Source organism: Shewanella carassii (genome assembly GCF_002777975.1).
In the GTDB taxonomy this organism is placed as follows: Bacteria; Pseudomonadota; Gammaproteobacteria; order Enterobacterales; family Shewanellaceae; genus Shewanella; species Shewanella carassii.
This window is the reverse complement of record NZ_NGVS01000008.1, coordinates 83,183-106,961: the sequence shown is the minus strand read 5'-3', so window position 1 is coordinate 106,961 and position 23,779 is coordinate 83,183. Positions and strand designations below refer to the sequence as shown.

Here is a 23,779-nt window from a genome sequence, read left to right as displayed (position 1 = left end):
GCTAATAACCATACCCTACAATAAGTTGTTTATATTATGTCCCAATTTATAGAATCCCTCCCCGACTACTTTAATGCTGTTAAAAACAGTGACGGCTTTCCTGAGAAATTCATCAACGACCTTTTCTTGATTGGCAAATGCAGCGCCGATACCGACTGCGTGAAAGAGATCCGCCAACTGCTGAAACAGCATGCGAACCAGGATATTCAAAATGCCTTCAAGTGCCGCAAGAAACTGATTAAAGGCGAGAAAGAGCCTGATATGAGAGATGTCTTCTGTGTCCTTTGCGAATATGCCAGCCTATCGGCCGAGCTGGATGTCGATTACCTCTATGCCAGGCTTGGACATACCATCATAGATATTCGAGCCAGTCAGCCACTGGAGGCACTCTGCGAGCAACCCGAGCTGTTGGCGCGTTTCCCCTCGGTGACTTTTCTGGCCATCGAAGAAGTGCCCTTTTGTGGACAACAGTTGCCGGAAAGTATCGGTAGTCTGCCACTGCTTGAAAAGCTCAACATTGAAGGCGATTACAAGACACTGCCCAAGAGCATTGAAAAGCTAAAGAAACTGCAAGAGTTTAAAATTGACTCTGTGCCGCTGGAAAGTCTGGACCTTGATTTTCGCCAACTGACAAACCTCAGCAGCCTAACCTGGTACGATACCCCTATCTGCGGCGCCGAGCTGTTTGATTTACCGGCGGGATTGACCAAGATTGATTTGGCGTTAGTCCCGGATTTACAACGCCTTGGCACTAACTTGGATAAGCTGCCACAGCTGCAACACTTAAAAATCTCATGCTGTCCCCAACTTGCATCTATTGATGAGCAACTGACCTTAGCCAACCTCAATAAGCTGACACTATGGAAGAACCCGTTATTGAGTTCAATCCATGCCAATACGGTGCTTGGCAATCAAAAAACATCTTTCACTAATGACATAGATATCCGCTTTGCCCCAAAGATATATGAAGATATAACCCGGCTTAAAATCCAAGAAAAGAAACTGCTGGCATTGGTCTGTGAGCATGCTGCATGTTTTCCTCATCTCAAAGAGTTGCACCTAGGTTATGCCAGAGACTTAACCGGCATTCGCTTCCCTTTTGGGGCGTTTTCGCAACTGGAGAGCATCTGGGGGGCAGATTTCGGCGACGACGGCTTCTGGGATGAACTACCTCTATGTCAAAGCCTTAAAAATCTTAGTTTTAATTCGACCAACTCGGAAACCATCCCCGAGTCGTTTAAAAAGATAGCGGCGCTGGACAGCCTCAGCATAATAAACGGCCAAAAACTCACCATAGATGCGTCATTGTTGCCACGAAACATCAAAAAGTTGGAAATCGACCGCTGTCATCGCCTTATTGCGCCGACCAGGCTACTAACCCTGGATGAACTCATTCTAAGCCATTGCCCGGTGGACAACGAACGGCAGCTGTTCAGCAATATTTCTACAGCTGTGATGAAATACTACCCTGACGATGACACGCCGGACGCGGGGGAAGCGCTGTCTCAATACCTGCCTCAGCCAGAGCGACTCACCTCCTTCACCACTAGACTGGCAACAGCTAAAATCGCCGATCTATTAATGCACTGTCCCAATCTAGCGTCGCTCAATATTGACCCGGCCCAAGTTGAGACTGAGACTGAGCGTGAGGATGGATACGCAGACCCAAGGGAGACTTTACCTAGTTTGAATTGCCCCGCCGTTACCCAGTTGACCTCGCTGGAACTGCACCATACAGACGTCGTTACCCTTGGCCCATTGCTAACGAGTAGCCCCAAGCTTGAGACAGTTAAACTCAACAAATTCGACGATTTCCCCGCCAATGTTTCGCTGCCACGGCTGAAAACCCTGTTGATTTCACGCAGTGATCTTAAAACCCTGGCCTCACTCGATGCGCCGGCATTGGAAACCTTGAAACTGGCCCTGTGTTATGAGTTTGGTCTGGAAGCCACCAAGGCCTTGGTGAAATATACCCGCTTGCATCACCTTAAACTGATGGGAATGCACAAGAGCCTGGATCATTTCCCCATGGAGCTTAAAGCACTACCGTTAAAACGGCTTTCTCTGAGAGGCGGCGATATCAAGGTTATCCCTGATTTTATCGGTGAGTTTACCGAGTTGGATACCTTATCTCTGGAGGATTTTGTCACTGAGTCTCTACCCGAGTCCATGTTGGCGCTTGAGAAGCTGGAACGCTTGAGTATCGATTGCTGCAAATTCCTTAAACCCATCCCTCCCAGCTTCAGAAAGCTCAAGCTGAAAGTCCTTTGTTACACCATAAGCAAATTCAGCGGTTTCAACATGAACCCCAAGCTGTATCAAAACTTGCTGACCCCGAATTACACCGAGCAGACCAAGTATCTCGACGATTAAGCCGAGCAATTGCAAAAGCGTGTCTGAATCTCTCTTTGGTTAAGCCAGACAAAGAGTGATTCGGCGCACTCATGCCGACTCAGGTCGTAATCTCCCGTACTCAAAACGATAGAGATGATCGGCCAATCTGGCTGTTTGATGTTCACAGTGAGAAACCATCACCAGGGTACAATGACCGGCGAGGCGTTTTATCAAGGCTTCAATTTGTGCAGTAGCTTCGGGATCGAGTGAAGAGGTAGGCTCATCGAGCAATAAGATATCCGGCTCAAAAACCAGGGTGCGGGCCAGGCAAAGGCGCTGCTGTTGCCCGCCGGATAAGGTTGAGGCCGGTGCCGACAGGCGATCTTTGACCTCATCCCACAACGCCGCCTGCTCAAAAGCTTGCTGCATCTGTTTCAGCGCGGCCTCCCCCTGCAGGTTACCGACCACTTTCAAGGGAAGTAACAGGTTTTGCGCCACACTGCCGGGAAGCAGTTGCGGATGTTGAAACACCATACCGACTTTACGGCGCAAATAGGGTAACTCTGTGGTTTTCAGTTGATTAACCGAAAGCGGCTTATCTGCTACGCAAAGCGTTATCTCACCCCGGGTACGACTATATTGATATTCGTCATTGAGGCGATTGAGCGCCCGTAACAGGGTGGTTTTCCCCGAGCCTGACGGCCCGCTGAGCACATTGATCCGCCGCCGATGGATCTGCATGTTGATGTTTTCGAGTGCCGCTTGTTGACCAAAATACACACTGAGGTTAGACACAGTGCCCGCGACATCCGCAGCCTTTGATAACGCCATACTAATGATTCCTTCCGGGAAAACGTGTCACCCAGTTGGCCATGGAAAATACCGTGGCAGTTAAACACAGGAGTGTCAGCGCGGCACCAAACGCCATCTGCAATTCGGCCTCGCTCTGATACTGGGCACTGTAATAAAAAATCGTAAAAGGCAGGGCTTCAAACCGTTCAAAGATCCCGCCAGGTAACCCCGCATTGGCAACTGCGCCGGTCAGCATGATCACCGCGGTATCTTCTGCGGCTCGGCCGATGGCCAACATGATGCCACCGCGGATCCCGCGCTCGGCCTGGGGCAACAATACAAAGCGCAAAGCTTGCCACTGTGTCATGCCGAGTGAGAGTGCGGTTAAACTCAAAGACACAGGCAGCGCCTGCAGCGCCGTGCGGGTAGAAACGGCCAGATAGGGAATGATCAACATCGCCAGGCAAAATGCCGACAGTACCAGACAGGTGTTGGCAGAAGGCAGCAAGGTGTTGCGCAGTAACAGAATAAGGGTAAAGCCAAACAAGCCCATCAATATCGAGGGAACGCCGGCCAGGATATCGACCGCCAGCTCCAATAGCACCTTTGCCTTGGATGTTTTCGCCGTTGCCAGCCAAATTCCGGTTGCCAGCCCGGGCAGCAAGGCGATCATCAAAGCACTGGCAACCACCGCCAGAGTTCCAACACAGGCAGGCCAAATCCCATCCCAGATAGGCGCCTGTCCCAAGAAACCTTTTAAGGGTTCAGTATCACCAAAATAGAGCGACAGGCTGAGCGTGGGAACGCCTCGATATAGAATAAATCCCAGCAGTGACAAGAGACACAGCAACAGCATGGCGCTGCAGAATAAACACCAATAATGGAAACACTTGGCTTTCAAGACCCAGAACCCTCGGTGGTGGCCTTGGCAGACGAGGTCATATAGCGGATCAACAGAGTCACCAGCACACTGATAGTGAGCAGCAACAAACCGGCGGCAAACAGTGAGTTGTACATGGCGCTATCATTTTCCGTGGCCAGCACCAAGCCAATATGCGCCGTCAGGGTGCGAACCGAATCAAATACACTGTCCGGAAGCTGCGGCGCATTGCCGGCCAGCATCAAAGGCAGCAAGGTATCGCCTATGGCCCTGCCAAAACCGAGTAAGGCGGCGCTGGCCATGGCGCGGCGGGCATTGGGTAATACCAGATGATACAGGGTTTGGAGATCGCTGAACCCCAGAGAAGCAGACACCATTCTGAGTTCTTTGGCCAAAGGGCGACATTGACTGTCCAACATCATCACCATCACAGGCAAGATCAACAGCACTATCACCAGAGTGGCACTGATGAGGCTGAACCCCGAACCGGTTCGAAAGGTTTCCCGGATCAGCGGCACCAGCAAAAACACAGCGGCCAACCCATACACCACGGTCGGGATCCCGGCCATCAAGCGGATCAGCGCCCGGATAAAACGCGCAGGCCTTCGATAGCGAGGTAATAAACAAAACCCTGTGATGCCAAGGGCGATAGGAAATGCCAACAGTAAGGCCAGCAGTCCCAACAAACCGGAGCCGGCAATCATGGCAACTATGCCAAATTGCCCCTGCTCCGGTTGCCAGTGTAACGACAACACGCTGGTTTGCGGGTTGAAAAACACCGGCAATGCAAACCACATCAGAAACCCAAACAGCAGCACGATCAGCAACAATACTGATGCGGCCAGAAGTTGCAGTATCCGCTCAGCGGAGATCTGTGTGGTCATGAGTCATTAATGTCCGACAGGAATATATCCGGCTTCACGGATAAATTCAGCGCCGTCTGGACCATAGATATAGTCAATAAACGCCTGGGTCAGCCCCTTAGGTTGTCCCTTGGTATTCATATACAGCTTACGCACTACAGGGTATTCACCAGAAGCACAGGCTTCATTGGTGGGCAGCACATTGTCCAATATCGGCGCTTTCACTGTCTGATCGATATAACCGACACTGCTGTAACCAATGGCACCGGGATCGCGGGCAATCGCAGTTTTCATCGCACCATTGGAAGGTACAACATTGGCCTGAGCCGAAACAGGCGACTTATTCAGCAACTTTTTAACGAATACCGAGCGAGTACCGCTGGCTTCATCACGGGTGAAAATATTGATCTGCCGATCGTCACCGCCCAGGCTCTTCCAGTTGGTTATTTTACCGGAATAGATATCCATCACCTGTTGCGAGCTCAGCTGTTGAATGGGGTTGGTCGGATTGACGATAACCGCAACGCCATCGATGGCAAATGGGAAAGAAAGCAGACCGTATTTCAATTCACCCGGCTTCAGAGGGCGGCCGGTATTACCGATTTCAACCAGTCCCTTGGCAACCTGCTGAGCACCCACGCCACTGCCGCCACCGGCAATAGTAATGCGAATATCGTTATTGGCAGACATAATGGTTTTTGCCGCCTGCTTCATCACAGGGATATGCGCGGTACCACCGGCAATGTTCAAGGTACCGGACAAGTTTTCAAAGCGATCGAGCTCAGACGCCATGCCAACAGCAGGAACCGCCAGCACAGAGCATAATAACAACTTGATAAATCTGAATTTAAGTCGCATGTCATTTCCTTGGGAATGCACATGAGCCGAAACAGTCAGCCCAAATAAAATAGGTATGGTTCGGTGCCGAGCCACACGGCGCGCAATGATAACAATCACACCAAATCAACCTTTTGACTCAAATCACAAATAAACCGCTAAAAACGTAACTTACATTTGTTAGGTCGATTAAACAGAGCCGCTCTGCGGCCTCGTCATAGTTAAACTCGTAAAAGATTTACAAACTGGAACGCGATTTGCTGCACTGAAGCGGACATAGCCATGGAGTCAACAAAGCCATTTTTTTGACAAGCGGGTTACCAGGTGAGTACAGCGCAAGAGACTGCAGCCGAGACCCGAAGGCCTGAGCATTGAGCCGCCAGATGTTGTGCCATGCACTTATCAACAGATTGAGGGGAAATCCCGTTTGTTCAAGGCCATTGAACTTCCAGCTTCTTGGCATACAACAAGGTGCGTACCACCCTAAAATGAGTCGGATATTGGAAACTTATGCTCTCAGGCACCGATTAAGACTTTGGTAAACGCTAAGTACCAAGATACTGTATTATTTAAACTTTAAAGTCAGAACCCTATCGCCTACCAAGCGGTAGGTAACAATCAGGGTTGTGACACTAATCTATCTTCAACGAGGAAACCTCCATGACAGAGCTATTTGCAGCCAATTTGCAAATCATCCAGTCCAGATGGCCACTGGCGGGGGCGATACTCAAACAACAAGCGCCCGGCAGCCTGGATGCGGCCTTGGTGACAGGGCAAAATCAGACCATCAGTGTCGATGGCATTCAGCTCAGCAGCCGTCACAACCGTTTGGCAGAAGCCAGACTGTATATTGATACTCTGCCAGCCGACTCGACCGAGGTCAGTCTCTATGGCGTAGGGATGGGCGATGTGCCCAGTGTATTGTTGGATAATCCTGCCATAACCAAGCTGGCGGTAAATGTTCTCAACCCGGCCATTTTCGCTCTGGTGCTCAGCTACACAGATCAATCCGAGTGGTTGAGCCATCCGGCCGTCACTCTGGAGTTGCAACCGGGACAACTTAAGGTGACCGAACCTTATATCGCCCTGATAGCCGACCTGGAACTCTGCAGTGATGAAAATGCCAGGCTCAGGGATCTCTTGGTGCTCGAGCAAAATCTGCCTTATATCAACCGTCGCCATCAGGCGACCGACCCTGCGATAATCCAGCGTTTGCAGGATAATCGCCCTTTTCTGCTGCATGACCCCGATGTGATTGAGCTTAAGCGGCAGATCCATAGCCATAAGGCCCTGGTCATAGGTGCCGGGCCTTCGCTGGAAGAACATTACGATTACCTAGCCAAGTTGCAAACACAACCGCAAAGGCCTGTCATTATCTGCGCCGACACCGCCATGAAAGGCTTACTGCACCACAATATTCGCCCCGACATAGTGGTTTGCATCGACGGACTTATCGGCGAATACCACCTGCCCCTGGCACTCAGCGAAGGCATTGCACTGGCTTATTATCCCAGGGTCGCTCCCGAGATCCTCAATGGTTGGAAAGGCCCCAGGTTTAACGCCTATGGCAATAGTCCACTTTATGATGCGCTGGGCAAAGAGATACCCAAGACTCGCCTTTATACCAATGGCAGCGTGATCCACCCGGCGATAGATCTGGCAGTACTACTGGGCGGACGGGAAATTACCCTGCTGGGCTGCGACTTTTGCTATTGCCACAACAAGAGCCACGCCTTTTGGGATGACTTTGCCAAGACCACTCAGGACGAGATGACCCAAACCTGGGTAAAATGCACCACCCAAAAAGTGCTAAATGCCAGCCACTGGGTACTGGATGGCCATGGTCAAAGGGTGGCAACCGATCTCAACCTCAGGGCTTACCTGCGAAACCTGGAAACCTACATAGCCAAGCGGCCCCATGTCAGGTTTTATCAAACCAGCCTCTCAGGCGCCCGAATTAAAGGTTGCCAATACAAGGAGTTGAAACCATGATCCAAGATTCATTGCCACAACAGCTACTCGACACGGCCACCGCGTTCAGGCTTGGCAAAGAAGCCGAGGCCTCCGGGCGGCTGAAAGATTGCATCGAGCAGATGCAAACCCGACTGGAACAGCAACAGCTGCCAAGCGAAGCGTTGCAACTGGTCCCCGGCATGTTGGCCTCGCAACAACGCCATGACTGGCTGGGGCTGGCCGACACCCTGGAATATGAACTCGTGCCTTTATTGGCCTAAGCACTCAGGAATACTCTTTCAGTGCCGATAAAGCACTTGAATCACCCAAGCGGAAGAAACTGATGAAACATACGCTTTTTATTGCCGAAGTCTCCAGCAATCATCATAGGGATCTGGAACGCTGCTTTGATTTTATTGCGTCTGCGGCGGCCATCGGCTGTGATGCCGTCAAGTTTCAGCTCTTTAAAATTGATCAGCTGTTCGCCCCCGAGATCCTCGAAAAGAGCGAAATGCACAGAAAACGCAAGGATTGGGAACTGCCGGTCAGTTTTCTGCCACAGTTGAAACGCTGCTGCGATAGCCACGGCATTGCATTTTCCTGCACGCCTTTTTATCTCGATGCCGTCAAAGAGCTTGAGCCCTATGTCGATTTCTACAAAATCGCCTCTTATGAACTGCTATGGGATGAACTGCTGATAGCCTGTGCCAAGACAGGAAAACCCGTGGTCATTTCTGCCGGCATGGCCAACTTCGATGAGATAGATCACGCTATCTCTGTGTTGAAAGACTCGGGTTGCCGCGATATTACCCTGCTGCACTGCGTATCGGCCTACCCGACACCTAAATCCGATTGCAACCTGGCGGTAATTGGCGCTTTTCGGGAGCGCTATGGAGTTAAAGTAGGTTGGTCTGATCACAGCGTATCAGCGGCGGTGATTCGCCGCGCCGTAGGCCGCTGGCAAGCCGATTGCGTGGAATTTCATATCGACCTGGATGAACAGGGCGCCGAATACGCTGCGGGGCACTGTTGGCTACCCCAGCAGATGCAGCCGGTGATCGCCGAATGCCGCGAAGCCGAGCTTATCGATGGTCAGAGCAGCAAACTCCTGGCACCCAGCGAAGCGCCGGATCGCGACTGGCGCGCCGACCCCAGCGATGGTTTGCGGCCGCTAAAACACCTTAGATAACTAACGCAATTGTTACCTACAGGATTAAACCACTTAGGTGCAGCCTCTTGTTGATATAGGAAACCCATATGAACCCCCACTCCACTACATCTCGTCGCAAAAAAATCATTTTTGCCGGAGCCTATGGTATCTACAGTCACGGCGATGATGCAGCCTTGGTGGTATTGATAGACCAGCTACGTCAGCAATTTGGAGATTTTGAGGGAGTAGTACTAAGCCGCCACTTAGATCAGGATTATAGTATTTACGGGCTTCGCAGCGTAAAAAATCTTGAGTATGAAACCAAGGCAGAAAGCTTAGGGAAATGGTTTCAAGGATTTAATTATGATGATGATACCCAGGTATTGAATGAACTATTTGGCGAGATAGCAACCGCTGACTTACTGGTTCTGGGTGCCGGAAACTTCTTGGTAGATTACGCCATTGAACTCTTTCGAGGACCAGTACCTTATTTCAGCGTGCTTTCAATAATGGCAAGAATGAATGCCGTCCCCGTAATGTGGTACGGTATTTCTGTAGGGCCACTCAGTAGTTGTTACGGACAAAAATTAAGCTACTTTTCCTCAACTATTGCCGATTGTATTACCTTGAGAGATCCCTTGAGCTTACATAACCTCAAAGCTCTCGGCTACAAAGGTGAAGCCAAGGTACTGCCAGATGCCGTAATGGGCTTATTCAATGCGAAAGAACAAATCGCCAATAACCCTCTGGCTATTGAACCTGGATTTGTTGCCATCAGTGTCCGCTATCTACCTCAGTCACCAGAAGACAATCTCCTTTACCAGCAAACGCTCGCGGCATTTGCCGACTATTTGGTGGAAGAGCTTGGCAAAACAGTGGTATTCATTCCACAGCAAATTTACCAACACGGGAATCCACAGGAAGACGATCGTGTTGTTGCCAGGCAGATTCACGCTCTTATGACCCATCAAACCAAGGTTGTTTTAGTTGAACAAGCACTAGATGTTTATCAAACTTGTGCAGCCTATGTTGGGGCCAACTTTGCTATAGCGACCCGCCTGCATGCCAATGTTTGCAGTGCTATTCAGGGAGTACCTTCCATTGCCATTGACTATAACCCCAAAGTAGCCTCATTTATGGAATACTTGAATGAGGAGGAATATGTGTTGGCACCAAATCAAATGAGCCTCCAGAATCTTAAAAAGCTAACCAATCAATTAGTTGAAAATCAGCAAAAGATTAAGCAAAACCGAATCACAAAAGTCGCGCAAGGGTGTAAAGATATCCTCACCTACTCAGAGTTGGCGGTTGATTGTTTGGAAGCTTCATCTTAAGGGAAAATTATGCGGTTAAAAAATCAAGTTGCCATCATTACCGGTAGCTCTCGTGGGATTGGGCGAGCTATCGCCGTTCAGTTTGCCAAAGAAGGAGCCCATGTTGTGATCAACTACCGGGACAACTTCCAGGCAGCACAAGAAGTCAAAGAACAAGTAGAGTCTATCGGTGCTCAAGCTATTGTTATACAAGCAGATGTATCTAAACGAGCTGATATTCAAAGGCTGTTTTCCTCCACCTTGGACGCCTTCGGCAAAATAGATATCTTGGTAAATAATGCAGGTATAAACAAGCGAGGTTGGTTTGACGAAATTACAGACGATGACTGGGACCTGATAATGGACACCAACTTAAAGGGGCCATTTATCTGTTGCCAAGAGGTTTTTCCTCATATGAAGTCCCAGAATTTCGGCCGTATCATTAATATTTCCTCAGTGGCGGGTCAGTATCATGGCCCCAAAACTGTTCATTATGCGGTGTCTAAAGCCGGGCTGAATAGCCTAACCAAGGTTTTGGCTCGTTATGGTGCGGAACACAATATTATGGTTAATGCGATTGCACCTGGAATAATGTTGACCGAACAAACAGCTGATGAGCTGGCCAGTCCGGCTGGACAAAAAATTATCGATATGACGCTGGTTAAACGTGCCGGAGAGCTCAAAGATGTTGCTGCTACTTGCGTGTTTCTGGCTTCTGATGAACAAAACTATATTACCGGACAAGTACTCAGTGTAAGCGGCGGCGCTTATCTAGGCTAACTCGCAACTATTTCAAATCTAAGGGAGAAACTAACATCATGGCTATTCTGGAAACACTAAGAGTGCCTGCCGATATAAAAGATTTGGGACTGAATGAGTTAGAATCTTTAGCAACAGAAATACGGCAATTTCTGATATCCAACATCAGCAAAACCGGTGGTCATATAGGTGCCAATCTGGGGGTCATTGAGCTGACTATCGCCCTGCATCACGCCTTCGATATTAGCCCCCTCGAAGACAAAGACGGTGACGCGATTCTGTTTGATGTCGGTCATCAGGGCTATACCCATAAACTGCTAACCGGCAGAATGTCATCCTTTGCCAGCCTCAACCAAATGGGCGGCATGTCGCGCTTTGTCTCCCACCATGAAAGCGACTTTGACTTGATGGAAGCCTCTCATGCAGGCACGGCAATTCCCATTGCCTGTGGTTTGGCATATAGCAAGATGAAACAGCGACAGGGAGGCCGCGTCATTGCCTTTATTGGTGACGGCTCCATGGTAGAAGGTATGGCCTTTGAGGGTCTGAATTTTTCGGCCGAATATCCGTTACCACTCTACATTGTCATCAATGATAACGGCATGAGTATTCCTCCCAATCTGGGAGCACTGCATAAACTGTTCTCGGCACCCGATTGGCAACAACGCAGCCGCGCTTGGTTTGAAGGTATGGGATTTGGCTACGTCGCCATTGACGATGGCCATGACCTATCCAAGCTTTTACAAGGCATGGATGAAGCCAAGCAAAAAGGGACTAAGGCAGGTCATTCCACTCCAGTAGTTATCCATGTAAAGACTGAGAAAGGACGTGGACTGGCGCTGGCAGATAACCACCCCTATAAACTGCACTTCTCTATGCCCTTTGATCCTGAAACCGGCGCTGGCGTTGCCGCAACCCTCACTGGCAAAACATTCCAGGGGATAGTGGGCGATACATTGATGGAAAAAATGGCTACCGATGATAGTCTCTATGCCCTAACACCAGCCACCCCTTATGCCTCAGGCGTCGAGGCGCTGATGAAAGCCTTTCCTGATAGGGCCATCGATGTCGGTATGGCAGAGCAGCATGCAGTCGGTATGGCTGCCGGATTAGCCATGGCCGGCAACAAAGTCTTCATGTGCTTCCAATCCACCTTTATGCAAAGGGCATGGGACCAACTGTTCCATGATCTGTGTTTTCCGCAGCACCCTGTGACTGTAGTCAGTGCCCGCTCGGGTTTTGCCGGGTTTGATGGCCCTACCCACCACGGCATCTATGATTTCGGCCTGCTACGCAGCCTGCCTGACGTGAAAATCTTCTATGCCGGCACTGGCCGAGATCTGGAAGCGATTATAAACGCCAGAGCTCAGCATGCTGAAGGGCCCATGATTGTGCTACATCCCTACGAAACCGTGCCTGATAATGAATCCGATTACCTGCCGGCCAATCTCACTCCTCTGGACGAAGTGGAGGTGATCTGCCAAGGTAAAGATGGCCTGATCATTGCCGTAGCCAACCAATTGCAAACGGCCGTGGCTCTCAGGGACAAGCTGGCTAATGAGCAGCAGCTGCAATTCCAGGTAGTCAATTTACGCTGGTTGAAACCCCTGCCACTGCCCAGTCTACTACCGCTACTGGAGCAACACGACAAAGTCATCAGCCTTGAAGAAGGGCAAAAAGACAACGGTATCGGTGTGGCCATCAATCAGGTCATCAGAGATCAGCGCCTCAATTGTGACCTTTTGGTCAATGCGCTGGAGCAAGGCATATTGCCTGCCGGCGACAAACAGTCACTGGCAAAAATGACCCAAATAGACGCCGATAGTGTCTACCGGCAAGTCCTGGCCAGATGGAATATTGCACTATGACCCAACCAGCAAAGGCCCTGTTGGTCCTAGGTGCAGGCTCTGATCAACTATTCATGATCCAAACGGCCCAGCGTATGGGCTATATCACTGTTGCCGTGGATGCCAATCCCGATGCACCCGGACTCCAGATAGCCGATTATTCACAACCCATCGACTTTTCAAATGTTGACCGGGTAATCCACTACTGTGAACAATTACTGTCAAACGGGGTTAATCTGGCAGGTGTATCCACCATGGGCAGCGATATCCCCCACTTGGTAGCCGCTATCGCCAAGCACTTTGGTTGGCCAGGTCCCAGTCAGCAAACAGGCCTCTGGGCATCCCACAAGTTCGCCATGAAACAACGCTTTGAACAGATGGGGATCCCGGTTCCCAACTATGCACTGGTCGACAGCGAAGCTGCCATCTTGGCACTCTGGCAACAGTGGGGCTGTGACAAACTGATCATTAAACCGACAGACAGGGCTGGCTCTCGCGGGGTGAGGATCATTCAAGATACAGCAGAGGTGGCATCAGCGTTGGCTCATGCCAGGTCCTTCTCGCTCAACAATGAGATTCTGCTGGAAGAGTTTATTGAAGGGCCACAAATAAGCACTGAAAGTATTATCGACGGCGCTCAGGCTGCAACGCCCGGTTTTGCCGATAGAGCCTATGAAGGTATGGAGTGCTTTTGGCCAAATATCATGGAAAACGGCGGATGGTTGCCCAGTCGTCAATCCATTGAAGCGCAAGCTCAGATATCTTCCTTGGCAGAACGTGCCGCCAGGGCCCTTGGAATAACCTCCGGCGTGGCAAAGGGAGACATAGTCATCTGTCCACGCCGTGGTCCCATGGTAATAGAAATGGCAGCTCGCCTCAGTGGTGGAGATTTTTCCGCCAGCTTGGTTCCGCTGTCCTGCGGCATAAACTACGTTGAAACTGTCATTGATATTGCATTGAGTAATTCAGTAAACCTTAAAGAACTGACCCCAAAACATCGGCTTTGGGTTGCCAACCGTTATTTCTTTCTGCCGCCAGGACAGCTGCAGGAAATTGAAGGGCTGGAGTGGCTCGAGTCCCAAGCATTCTGTCGCAAACTGGAGTTCTACCCTCAAATAGGATCTCAACTGCCGGAAATACTATCTCATGCCAATCGCAGCGGTGTTTTTGTATTGGCAGCCCCATCACAGGAAGCGCTAACACAGCAGATAGAATTGGCTTATAGTCACACCCGCTTTAAAGTCAACGGCTATTGGTATTCTGGGCGCCCGACTTCCATGCAAGAACATCTATTATCGATTCAACCCCGGGACTGAAAAAGGATACCTCATGACTTCATCACATTACGGCAAAAAAATAGACGCTAAAGCGGGCTACGACATCATAGAGTGTGAAGTCTGCGGTTTTACCCATGTGTCGCCACTGCCCTCTTTCGAAGAACTGGATAAGTTCTACAAAGAAGCCTTTTACGTTACCGAAAGACCTACTCATTTCGTTCAAAAACAACAAGATGAGCCTTGGCTTAATCTGCAATATGCCGACAGATACGACACCTTTGAGCAACATCTTCCTATAGATCGCAGAAATCTATTGGATGTGGGCGCCGGTGCCGGTTATTTCCTAAAATACGGTCAAAACAGGGGCTGGACAGTCAAAGGCGTTGAACCTTCTCCGCAGGCCGTTGCCTATGCTCAGAGTATGGGAGTTGACCAAGAAGTAGGTTACCTGACCCAGGATACAGCCCAACAATTGGGAACCTTTGACGTCATACATGCCAGCTTGGTACTGGAACATGTGCCCAACCCCATTGAACTCATTCAAATTATGTACGGCATGTTGGCCGAGGGAGGAATAATCTGTATTACCGCCCCCAATGATTACAACCCGTTCCAGCAAACGTTGAGGGACGAGGACAATTATCAACCTTGGTGGGTTTGCCCGGATCATCACCTGAACTATTTTTCTCCAAGTAGCCTTCAAGGCTTACTGGAAAAGCAGGGATTTAATATCATACAAAAAGAAACTAGCTTTCCTTTGGATATGTTTCTGCTTATGGGCGATAACTATGTTGGCAACAATACCTTGGGACGAGCGTGTCATCATAAACGGGTCAGGTTTGAGACCAAGCTTGCCGCGGCTGGGAAAAACGATTTGAAACGCCGCCTCTATCAAGCTCTAGCAGAACTGGAGCTCGGTAGAGAGATCTGTATCTACGCTCAAAAATAATCAAGACAATATCAATATCCAGTCATTATCGGGCCACAAGATGCCAGCCAATTGCAAATTATATACAGTTTTTCACCTCAACCTGGCGTTTTCCTCCATTGAAACAGAGCAGCACTCTGAGGTGGTAAAACGCTGCTACTGGCCATTATTGCAATTAGCTGAGGGGGGCATACCTGTTGGTCTTGAGCTAACCGCTTATACACTCGAGTGTATCAACGCGGTAGACCCGGCCTGGGTCATTCGCTTCAAACAACTGTTGAAGCAACAAAAATGCGAGTTGGTTGCCAGCGGCGACAGCCAAATCATAGGGCCGCTGATCCCGGCCGAGGTCAACTGTGCCAACCTGAGGTTGGGTCAAGAGGCTTATCAGCGCCTGTTGGGTATAAGCCCCAGACTCGCCTATCTCAATGAACAAGCGGTTTCAGCCGGCTTGCTTGATATCTACATAGATAAAGGCTTCGAAGCCGTGGTGGTGGAGTGGGACAATCCCTTTTCCCATAACCCAGAGTGGCAACGAGAGCGGCTAATGCGGCCGCAATCGTTAAAGAGCGCCAGCGGCCGACAGATCAAGGTCATCTGGAACCATGCCATCGCCTTTCAAAAATTCCAGCGCTATGTTCACGGCGAGCTAACTCTGGAAGATTATCTGCAATATCTGCGCAAGGTGTTGAAACCCGGCTCTGTGGCATTTCCGGTTTATGGCAGCGATGCCGAAGTGTTTGACTTCCGTCCCGGGCGCTACCATACAGAAGCCGAGCCAATAAGCGGCGAATGGCAGCGCATAGCGCAGCTGTTCATGACCCTCAATGACCTGGACGGCTACCAGTGGAGCCTCCCCACTAAACTGCTGCAACATTGGCAAGACTTAGAGCCTATGGTGCTCACCAATGCCCAGCACCCGGTTTCGGTCAAGAAACAGGCCAAATACAACATTACCCGTTGGGGGCTAAGTGGCCGCAATGATCTCCACCTCAATAGCCTTTGTTACCAAAGGCTGGCCGAGCTTAAGGCGCAGCCCGATACAGACGATACGAGTTGGCGAGACTTGTGCCGCCTCTGGGCCAGCGATCTCAGAACCCACCTGACCCAAGCACGCTACGAGGCGCTGGCATTGACCAAGAGCGCTTCGGCCGCACCAACATTTGCGCCCTGGCAAGCCCGTAAAGACATCCACGTTCATTATGATGAGGCCAGGCGTAGGCTGGAGGTGCAAACTCCGGACATCAAGCTGACACTCAACGGCAATCGCGGTCTGGCAATTGATACGCTGGCCTTTGCCAGCCATGACTTTGAAGCGGTTGTCGGTACCCTATCACACGGCTACTTCGACCATATCAGCTATGGCGTCGATTTTTACAGCAATCACCTCCTGCTGGAGCGTTTTCGCGACCGCGACAGAGTGGCCGATCTCAATCGAGTGGAATACCAGCTAGGGGAGCAAGACGGCTGCCTGGTCATCTATTGCCGCCAAGCGCTCAAGAGCGGCGCGATATTAAAATGGTATCGGCTCGAAGGTGAGCGCCTCTTTAGCGGTTTTCATTTCGAAGAGAGCTGCCGCCCCGAAGCCTCGGTACGTTTAGGCTTTATGACCCTACTCGATTGTGAGCAGCGGGCCTGGTATCAGACCCGTCTCGGTGGTCACAGGGATGAATATTTCCAAATAACCCATGACATGGACCAAGGCGCGCCAATCTCCTCGATAGTCTCTTCATCCAGCGCCTTGGGGGCAACCGCGGGCTCCATCTGTTTTGGCACCCGGGCAAGAGGCATTCGCATTGACTGGAACCCCGCGCTTTGTGCCGCCTTGCCGATGATTTCCAGCAAAAAAATCGATGAACAGTATCTGAATCGGCTGTGGTTCTCGCTGGCTGAGGCCGATGAAACCCTCAAACCCGGCGGGCAACTGTTGAGCCTTGAGCTGTGCATCAGTCCCGATAGCCAAACCTCTCACCCTTCGGCAACAGAAACACCCAAAACAGAGGAACAGCCGCTATGACCAAGACACTTGCCATTGTCGGGGCCAGGCTCAACTCAAGTCGTCTGGCGGGAAAACACTTATTGCCACTGGCCGGCAAACCCATGATTAGCCATATTTGGCGCAGACTGATGCAATGCCAAGAAGTAAATGACAGTGAACTGGCCACAACCGCAGATGACTTTAACCGCCCACTGCTGGATTGGGCTGCTGAGCATAGCGTTGAATGTCATCCCTATGAAGGCGATGTCAACGACCTGATGGCAAGGCTTGATAGCATAATCCAAAGGCAAGATCCGGATTATATTCTCTACGTCTGCGGTGATTGTCCGCTGATAGATCCCGGCTTTATCGACCATGGGCTGAAAGCGCTCAAGGCATCGGGGAAAGACAGCATTAAACTGAATCCAGGCGTTGTTTCTATGCATGAAGGCATGGCCTTCTATAGCCGCCGGGGCTGGGACAAATTGAAGTCGGTCAGTCAATGCGCCATGTCCAGAGAGCACGTAGGCTATGGGGATAAGTTAACCCCGATACTCGAACGTTTGAGCATTCCCGACAGCGGCGACTATTCAAAAGTCCAGCAGCGAATTTCTGTCGATACCCAGGCCGATTACCGCTTCATGGCCGAGGTCTACCGCCGCTGGTACGCCGAGCATCCGGCAGACTCTATCGTTAGCCTCGCCTGGGTTCAGGAGCAACTGCTCAGCGACCCGGCCTTGAGCGCCATCAACGCCCATGTGCAGCAAAAAGCCGCCGATCGTCAATACGCCAAGGCCAGTATCTATTGTCACTTGGGAGCGGATATCGGCCTGGGACACTTCAAGCGCGCCGAGTTAATCGCCGATGCCTTGCAGGAGTATCTGGCCATAGGTGCCCGAGTTCATGCGCTCTACGAAGGCTCGACACCTAACTTACTCGCCCAGACATCATCGGCAAAAGTCACTTGGTATCAAACGCCGGCGGAATGGCTTACCGCGTTGAAGGCCGATGCCAACCCGCTGATCATACTGGATCTCCACCCGGACTTTATCGCTCTACCTGCCATCAAGCAGTCGCTGCAAAACTTAAGACACAAGGGATGTAAACTTGTCGGCATAGATAAACTGGCACCGTTGTTACCTGAGTTGGATTGGCTGTTCATTCCCAGCTTCAATACCTCACTGCAACATCCCAAGGTATCTTCCGGCTGGCAAAACTACCTGTTCAGTCCCCTTCCCCAAAGGCCGAAGAAGCCTCAAATTTTGGTATTGACCGGCGGCAGCGATGCCCTGGGGTATGGCCAAGCGTTGCCTGGGTTACTGAGTCAACTGCATACCGATTGGCCAATAGTCTGGATCCAGGGGCCATTGGCGCCTAGGCCTGTATTACCTGCAGGGTGTAATATCCAAGTGCTGAAAAATCCGGAAAATCTCAAGCAATGGATTGCCGAATCCGAAGTAGTGCTGAGCTGTTATGGCTTGTCGCTGTTTGAATCCATCTATGCAAGGGCGGCGACTTTGCTGCTGCCGCCAAGGCATCTGTGCGATGACGCCGAGTTGGCGATGCTGGAAAAAACGCAATCTTGCCTTATCAGCGACTCGCTCTCGGATGCCATTGACAAACTTGAATGGTTGCTCAGTGATGCCAAAGAGCGCGAAAAATTGCAAACAGAAGCCGCCAGGGTCTTTGCCAACCATGGCGGCATCAAGCAGTTGATGGCTGAAATCAGTTCGCTGCTAAAATAGCGACAAAGCTAATAGCAAAGAGTAAAGCAAACAACGGCACGGCAGTCTGACCGTCCCAAGCTGACATTTTCGAGCTTACATTCAAAAGCTTAAGGCGTCGCCCTGGTATTTAGGCTGGCGGTCAACTCATCAAGCACCTTTTGCTGGGCAGTTTCATCCAGGTTCGGATAAAGAGGCAGAGTCAATATCTCATGATAAAACTGCTCGGCAGCCGGGAAATCACCTTCTTTGAAGCCAAGAGACAGGTAATAGGGTTGCAAGTGCACAGGGAAGTAATGCACGTGCACCTGAACGCCCCGCTCTCGCATGGTATCGAACACCGCCCGGCGCCGCCCGGCCTCCTTGAGACGTATCATATAAAGATGACGAGCACTCACACTACCGGGTAAAGGCTCCACGCTCACAACCGGCAACTTGACCAGTGCTTGGCTGTAATAAGCGGCCAGTTGGTTGCGCTTGCAGACAAATTCATCCAAGCGCTTAAGTTGCGAAAGCCCCAGCGCCGCCTGCAGATCTGTCATACGGTAATTGAAGCCCAGGGCATGTTGCTCGTAGTACCAGTCGCCTTCGTCTGGGCGCAGCATTTTGAGCGGCTCTTTAGTAATCCCATGGCTTCGATATAACCCAAGCCTAAACGCCAATTCGGGATCATTCGTCTGTGCGATGCCCCCCTCGGCACAAGTAATAATTTTGACCGGATGAAAGCTGAAAACCGTGATATCCGAAAACTCACAGCTACCAAGCTTATGCTCCTGATAGCTGCCACCGATACCATGGGAAGCATCTTCGATGATCTTGAATCCATAGGCTTTACCCAGCTCGGCGATAGCCGCCATATCACAGCTGTGACCACAGAGGTGAACCGGAATAACCACCTTGGGTAGAGTACCTTCTCGTTTAGCCTGCTCCAGCTTGGCCTTTAACGCCTCAGGGCACAGGTTACCGGACTCGGGATTGATATCGACAAAATCCACTTTCGCGCCGCAGTACAAGGCACAATTGGCAGAAGCCACAAAGGTAATGGGGGATGTCCACACCCTGTCGCCAGGGCCGACATCGAGTGCCAGGCAAGCAATATGCAAAGCCGAGGTGGCGCTGTTTACGGCAACGGCGAATTTGCCACCAGTATAGTCACATATCGCCTGTTCAAACGCCGGCACCTTGGGACCCTGAGTCAGCCAGTCGGATTGCAAAACTTCAACGACAGCATCAATATCGTCTGGGCTGATATCCTGCTTACCGTAAGGGATCATACATCGGCATCCAGTTTGACTATCTCATCCCCGGATAGAAAATGAGGGTTGGTTCCCGAGTTATATTCAAATCCCATTGCTACCGTCTGCCCCTTTTCTCCCAAGGCATTGGTACAAAAGTCGGTTTCCCGGCCGAAGAAACGGATACTCGGCGTGATAACAAAGTGATCGTCAAACTCCAGGGTATGATGAGAGTCATCGGCAGGGCACATGATTTCGTGCATTTTCTCGCCGGGGCGGATACCAATAATCTCATGCTCCAGATGTGGTGCATAAGCCTTGGCCAGATCGGTAATACGCACCGAAGGGATCTTGGGGACAAAGATCTCCCCTCCCTGCATCCGTTCAAAATTCTTCAGCACAAAGTCCACCCCTTGCTGCAAGGTGATCCAAAAGCGGGTCATCTCCGGGTGGGTTATCGGCAAGGACTCGGCGCCATCGGCAATCAACTTCTTGAAAAAAGGCACCACAGAGCCGCGGGAGCCCACCACATTGCCATAACGCACCGCTGCAAAACGTGTCTTACCGCTGCCGACTATGTTGTTGGCGGCAATAAACAACTTATCGGAGGCCAGCTTGGTGGCGCCATAAAGATTAATCGGGCTGGCCGCTTTATCGGTCGATAGCGCGATCACCTTCTTCACCTTATTGCTGATCGCCGCCTTAATTACGTTCTCGGCACCGTGAATATTGGTTTTAATACACTCCATTGGATTGTATTCAGCAGCCGGCACCTGTTTCATTGCCGCGGCGTGGATCACATAGTCCACATCCTGCATCGCCTGCATCAAGCGATCGCTATCGCGCACATCGCCGATAAAATAGCGCATACAGGGGTCGTTAAACTGCTGCTGCATTTCGAACTGCTTGAGCTCATCACGAGAAAAGATAATTAAACGCTTGGGCTTATAACGAGCCAGCAGAGTTCTGGTGTATTTCTGTCCGAAGGAACCTGTCCCACCAGTAATGAGTATCGTTTGGTTATTGAACATATATTATTCAGCCCTCTGCTTTCATGCCTGCATTCCCCTTGATGGGAAGCGCCATCTTTTCATCTCGATCAATATACAAAATTTGAGCCAAACCAAGCCATTAACCGATAACTTAAAGTATGCACAGTATAGGTTTCATTGNAGCGCCATCTTTTCATCTCGATCAATATACAAAATTTGAGCCAAACCAAGCCATTAACCGATAACTTAAAGTATGCACAGTATAGGTTTCATTGTATAACAAAAACTTAGGACAGAAAGTCAAAAGCCGATTTTCAATACAGAGATCACTTCACTCTCTTTGAAAACTGGCACATATCTTGAGATTATGGACTCAAGTACAATCGCGCGTCAGACAATTGGCGTGAAAGCCATCAGGGGCCCAGATGCAAAGCACTCCGTCAGCCATGCTCAATACCTTTGCCGTTAGTCGTTTTAACGAGACCTATCTACCAGCGGTTAACCGACAGATGTTCGAGCAACTCGACTCGGCAAGCCAGTATCGCAATAAGTTTGCCAAACAACTCGATGCTGAAGATACCTTGTATGTTTTCACCGGTATGGACTCGGGGCTGTTGGCCAACTATATCTTATCCATGACATTTCCGGCCGGAAGTCGCTTTATCTTCGTCGAGCTTGCCGAAGTGTTGGCCCTACTCAATATTGACCTGCCTGATTCACTCAAGGGCAAGTTGTGGATCACCACTGAAACCGAGTTACCCGAGATACTCAAGCTGGCGGGCAATGATATCTGTATCGCCAAGGGTCACTATCAACATTATCACTCTCTGGCCGCGGCTGCCGAGACACTTCCCGAATATGTCTTACTGAAAAGCGCTATCGCCCAAGCCTTGGATCACGAACGCTTTAATCAGGCGGTCAACTTTGGCCAAAAAGAGTTTGTTCAACGTCAGTTGGAAAATGTCTGCGACAATCATACAAAGGCCGAATTGCTGCGGGGAACCTTTAAGGGTGAAACCGCTATCATAGTGGCAGGTGGGCCATCTATGGATCAGCAGCTCGATTGGCTCAAAGCTAACCAGCACAGACTGACTATATTCGCGGTTTCCCGAATTGCCGCCAAACTCATGTCCAACGGGATCACCCCAGATATAGTGGTTACCGTCGACCCGCAAGCCTTCAGCTTCGATGTCAGCAAAGAGATGATGCAATACCCCAAAGATTTTCTCTTGGTTCATTCCTATCATGCCCATCCCTGGATCGTTGGCCAGTGGGCCGGGAAAAGCCTCTATTTGGGCGACCGATTCCCTTGGCAAACCCAACACAGCAATATCATCACTCAAGGCCCTACTGTCACCAACAGCTCATTGTTGCTGGCAATTGAGATGGGTTTCAGCCGCATTCTGTTTACCGGTATGGATCTCTGCTTCTCCAAGCAAGGTGTATCTCATGCATCCGGCACCCTGGAAGCCAAGCGAGGTCCAAATATTGGCGGCATTTGTGAATGGGTTGAAACCTACAGCGGTTACCTGGCGGAAACCCCCATCCAATTGCTTCATGCCCGCCAAGCAATCGAAAACGATATTGCCAAGCATCCGCAACTCGAATACATCAATCTGTCTGAAGATGCCGCCAAAATAGCGGGCATCAACTACTGTAGTAGCGAAGCGATAACGCTACCACACAGCAAAAAACCTCTGTCAGAGTTGCTTTCAGGCCACAATCTCAACCCAGCGGACAAGGAGGCCGACTTGCTAGAGTGTCGGCAACAACTCGAACAGGCCAAGCAGAAGCTGACTCGAGTAGAAAGCCTAACCCATAAGGCATTCAAAGCCTGTCAGGCTGAAGTCCATTCACACACCCCTTCGAATAAACTACTTAAGCTACTGAAAACCACTGAGGCCAAACTCAACAAAGACTACAATGACATGGCCCAATTGATTAAATTCTACGGTTTCAAGGAATTTTCGGCATTTTTAACCGCTCGCAGCAGTGATGAGTGGACCCAGGCACAGATGCAACAGATGAACCTGGATTATTATCAAGCCTATAGTGTCATCGCCAAACACTTGGGGGGACTGATTGCCGACGCCTTGACTCGGGTAGAGTCCCGTTTACTTGAACAGGCTCCCCAAAGCCAACTCGAGTCGCTGGCTAAACAGTGGCACAAAGATAACACTCCCGGCAGAGTCCTGATTTGGCAGCAACATCATAGACTCTTAGCTGAAGAGCAACCGATTGTGGATGAACTCGAGAGCCGTTTTCAGCAAATGCTGACGGAAGCACGCCCCGTATATCGCCAAGTGCTCGCAGCCAGAAATACTCAAGACAGGGTTTTTGACAAGATAATGTTGCTTAAAAGTCAGCAACATAGTTACGGCTTACAACAAATGACACTATACTTGGAGTCCATACTAATTGAAAAACCCGAATATCAACGCCTCTACTGGTTGGCCAAAGCCAATCTTCATATGCTCCAGCAAGCTCCAGAAGCGGCACTGCAAGCCCTGCAACAGATAGCCCAGGACCAAACAACCGAAACCGAGCTCAGAATGATTTCCATACTGGCTCTGCAGCTCAATATGCCCTCCCTAGCCGAAACCACTCTGGCGGAGTTAAGCCGCTTGAACGACAGTTTTCTACCGCAATATGCGCACATATTGCGCCTCGGCGGTAACGGGCAACAAGCACTGGAAACCTATCTGGATTACCTGGGAAAGTACCCGCAAGACTTGCAGGTATGGTTAAAATTGGCGCAGTTCATGCGAGCAGTACAACAAAATGATGCTGCCATCACCGCATTTTCCAGAGTCCTGGAGCTGGATCCGGATAATCTCAGCGCCAAGCAGGGATTAGCCGAACTACAAACCCAGAAATAAAGATGGTGCAAGCAAGCCACTTGTATGTGGCTTACATG

The 23,779-nt window shown here is 50.4% G+C and carries 18 protein-coding genes; 12 read left to right on the top strand and 6 right to left on the bottom strand.

What is annotated here, in order from left to right; genetic code table 11:
• Nucleotides 1-36 precede the first annotated feature (36 nt).
• Nucleotides 37-2,373 (top strand): leucine-rich repeat domain-containing protein, encoded by a 2,337-nt coding sequence (locus CBE72_RS06830; RefSeq protein WP_100142894.1) that lies wholly within the window; start codon nt 37-39, stop codon nt 2,371-2,373.
• Nucleotides 2,374-2,442: 69 nt separating this feature from the next.
• Here the strand turns inward: CBE72_RS06830 and CBE72_RS06825 are convergent, their stop codons facing one another.
• From CBE72_RS06825 to CBE72_RS06810, 4 genes are read right to left on the bottom strand one after another with little or no spacing between them, the layout of a single operon-like run.
• Nucleotides 2,443-3,165 carry a phosphate ABC transporter ATP-binding protein gene (locus CBE72_RS06825; RefSeq protein ID WP_100142893.1) on the bottom strand — a complete coding sequence of 241 codons (723 nt, stop codon included), beginning with the start codon at nt 3,163-3,165 and terminating at the stop codon, nt 2,443-2,445.
• Between the two features lies 1 nt (nt 3,166).
• The gene (locus CBE72_RS06820; protein ID WP_229671907.1) at nt 3,167-4,027 is read right to left on the bottom strand and encodes a PstA family ABC transporter permease; all 861 of its coding nucleotides are present in this window, start codon (nt 4,025-4,027) and stop codon (nt 3,167-3,169) included.
• Nucleotides 4,024-4,890 (bottom strand): PstC family ABC transporter permease, encoded by an 867-nt coding sequence (locus CBE72_RS06815; RefSeq protein WP_039034380.1) that lies wholly within the window; start codon nt 4,888-4,890, stop codon nt 4,024-4,026. Before CBE72_RS06815 ends, CBE72_RS06820 begins: the two co-directional genes overlap by 4 nt.
• 6 nt (nt 4,891-4,896) lie before the next feature.
• Nucleotides 4,897-5,727 carry a phosphate ABC transporter substrate-binding protein gene (locus CBE72_RS06810; RefSeq protein WP_100142891.1) on the bottom strand — a complete coding sequence of 277 codons (831 nt, stop codon included), beginning with the start codon at nt 5,725-5,727 and terminating at the stop codon, nt 4,897-4,899.
• Between the two features lie 639 nt (nt 5,728-6,366).
• Here CBE72_RS06810 and CBE72_RS06805 point away from each other — a divergent pair.
• The 10 genes from CBE72_RS06805 (at nt 6,367) to CBE72_RS06760 (ending at nt 18,656) form a co-directional block, all read left to right on the top strand.
• Nucleotides 6,367-7,698, top strand: a complete 1,332-nt coding sequence (locus CBE72_RS06805; RefSeq protein ID WP_100142890.1) for a motility associated factor glycosyltransferase family protein — start codon at nt 6,367-6,369, stop codon at nt 7,696-7,698.
• Nucleotides 7,695-7,940 carry a hypothetical protein gene (locus CBE72_RS06800; protein WP_100142889.1) on the top strand — a complete coding sequence of 82 codons (246 nt, stop codon included), beginning with the start codon at nt 7,695-7,697 and terminating at the stop codon, nt 7,938-7,940. Before CBE72_RS06805 ends, CBE72_RS06800 begins: the two co-directional genes overlap by 4 nt.
• Nucleotides 7,941-8,002: 62 nt before the next feature.
• Nucleotides 8,003-8,848, top strand: coding sequence for an N-acetylneuraminate synthase family protein (locus CBE72_RS06795; protein WP_167387650.1), 846 nt, complete (start codon nt 8,003-8,005; stop codon nt 8,846-8,848).
• A gap of 68 nt (nt 8,849-8,916) precedes the next feature.
• A complete protein-coding gene (locus CBE72_RS06790; RefSeq protein WP_100142887.1) occupies nt 8,917-10,143 on the top strand; it encodes a polysaccharide pyruvyl transferase family protein in 1,227 nt (408 codons plus the stop codon).
• 9 nt (nt 10,144-10,152) lie between these two features.
• Nucleotides 10,153-10,902, top strand: a complete 750-nt coding sequence (locus tag CBE72_RS06785; protein WP_229671905.1) for an SDR family NAD(P)-dependent oxidoreductase — start codon at nt 10,153-10,155, stop codon at nt 10,900-10,902.
• A gap of 38 nt (nt 10,903-10,940) precedes the next feature.
• Nucleotides 10,941-12,749: a 1-deoxy-D-xylulose-5-phosphate synthase gene (locus tag CBE72_RS06780; RefSeq protein ID WP_100142885.1), complete on the top strand. Its 1,809-nt coding sequence runs from the start codon at nt 10,941-10,943 to the stop codon at nt 12,747-12,749.
• Nucleotides 12,746-14,044, top strand: coding sequence for an ATP-grasp domain-containing protein (locus tag CBE72_RS06775; RefSeq protein WP_167387649.1), 1,299 nt, complete (start codon nt 12,746-12,748; stop codon nt 14,042-14,044). Before CBE72_RS06780 ends, CBE72_RS06775 begins: the two co-directional genes overlap by 4 nt.
• 13 nt (nt 14,045-14,057) lie before the next feature.
• Nucleotides 14,058-14,954, top strand: a complete 897-nt coding sequence (locus CBE72_RS06770; protein ID WP_100142883.1) for a class I SAM-dependent methyltransferase — start codon at nt 14,058-14,060, stop codon at nt 14,952-14,954.
• Between the two features lie 40 nt (nt 14,955-14,994).
• Entirely contained in the window at nt 14,995-16,950 is a 1,956-nt protein-coding gene (locus CBE72_RS06765; protein ID WP_100142882.1) for a glycoside hydrolase, read from the top strand.
• A complete protein-coding gene (locus tag CBE72_RS06760) occupies nt 16,947-18,656 on the top strand; it encodes a cytidylyltransferase domain-containing protein (protein WP_100142881.1) in 1,710 nt (569 codons plus the stop codon). Before CBE72_RS06765 ends, CBE72_RS06760 begins: the two co-directional genes overlap by 4 nt.
• 89 nt (nt 18,657-18,745) lie before the next feature.
• On the opposite strand, the gene pseC is transcribed toward CBE72_RS06760, so the two are convergent.
• On the bottom strand, nt 18,746-19,909 hold the full coding sequence (gene pseC, locus CBE72_RS06755; protein WP_100142880.1) for a UDP-4-amino-4,6-dideoxy-N-acetyl-beta-L-altrosamine transaminase: 1,164 nt from the start codon (nt 19,907-19,909) through the stop codon (nt 18,746-18,748).
• On the bottom strand, nt 19,906-20,901 hold the full coding sequence (pseB, locus tag CBE72_RS06750; RefSeq protein ID WP_100142879.1) for a UDP-N-acetylglucosamine 4,6-dehydratase (inverting): 996 nt from the start codon (nt 20,899-20,901) through the stop codon (nt 19,906-19,908). The genes pseC and pseB overlap by 4 nt, the downstream gene beginning before the upstream one ends.
• A gap of 386 nt (nt 20,902-21,287) precedes the next feature.
• Between pseB and CBE72_RS06745 the strand changes: the two genes are divergently transcribed.
• Entirely contained in the window at nt 21,288-23,741 is a 2,454-nt protein-coding gene (locus CBE72_RS06745) for a 6-hydroxymethylpterin diphosphokinase MptE-like protein (RefSeq protein WP_100142878.1), read from the top strand.
• Nucleotides 23,742-23,779: the final 38 nt, after the last annotated feature.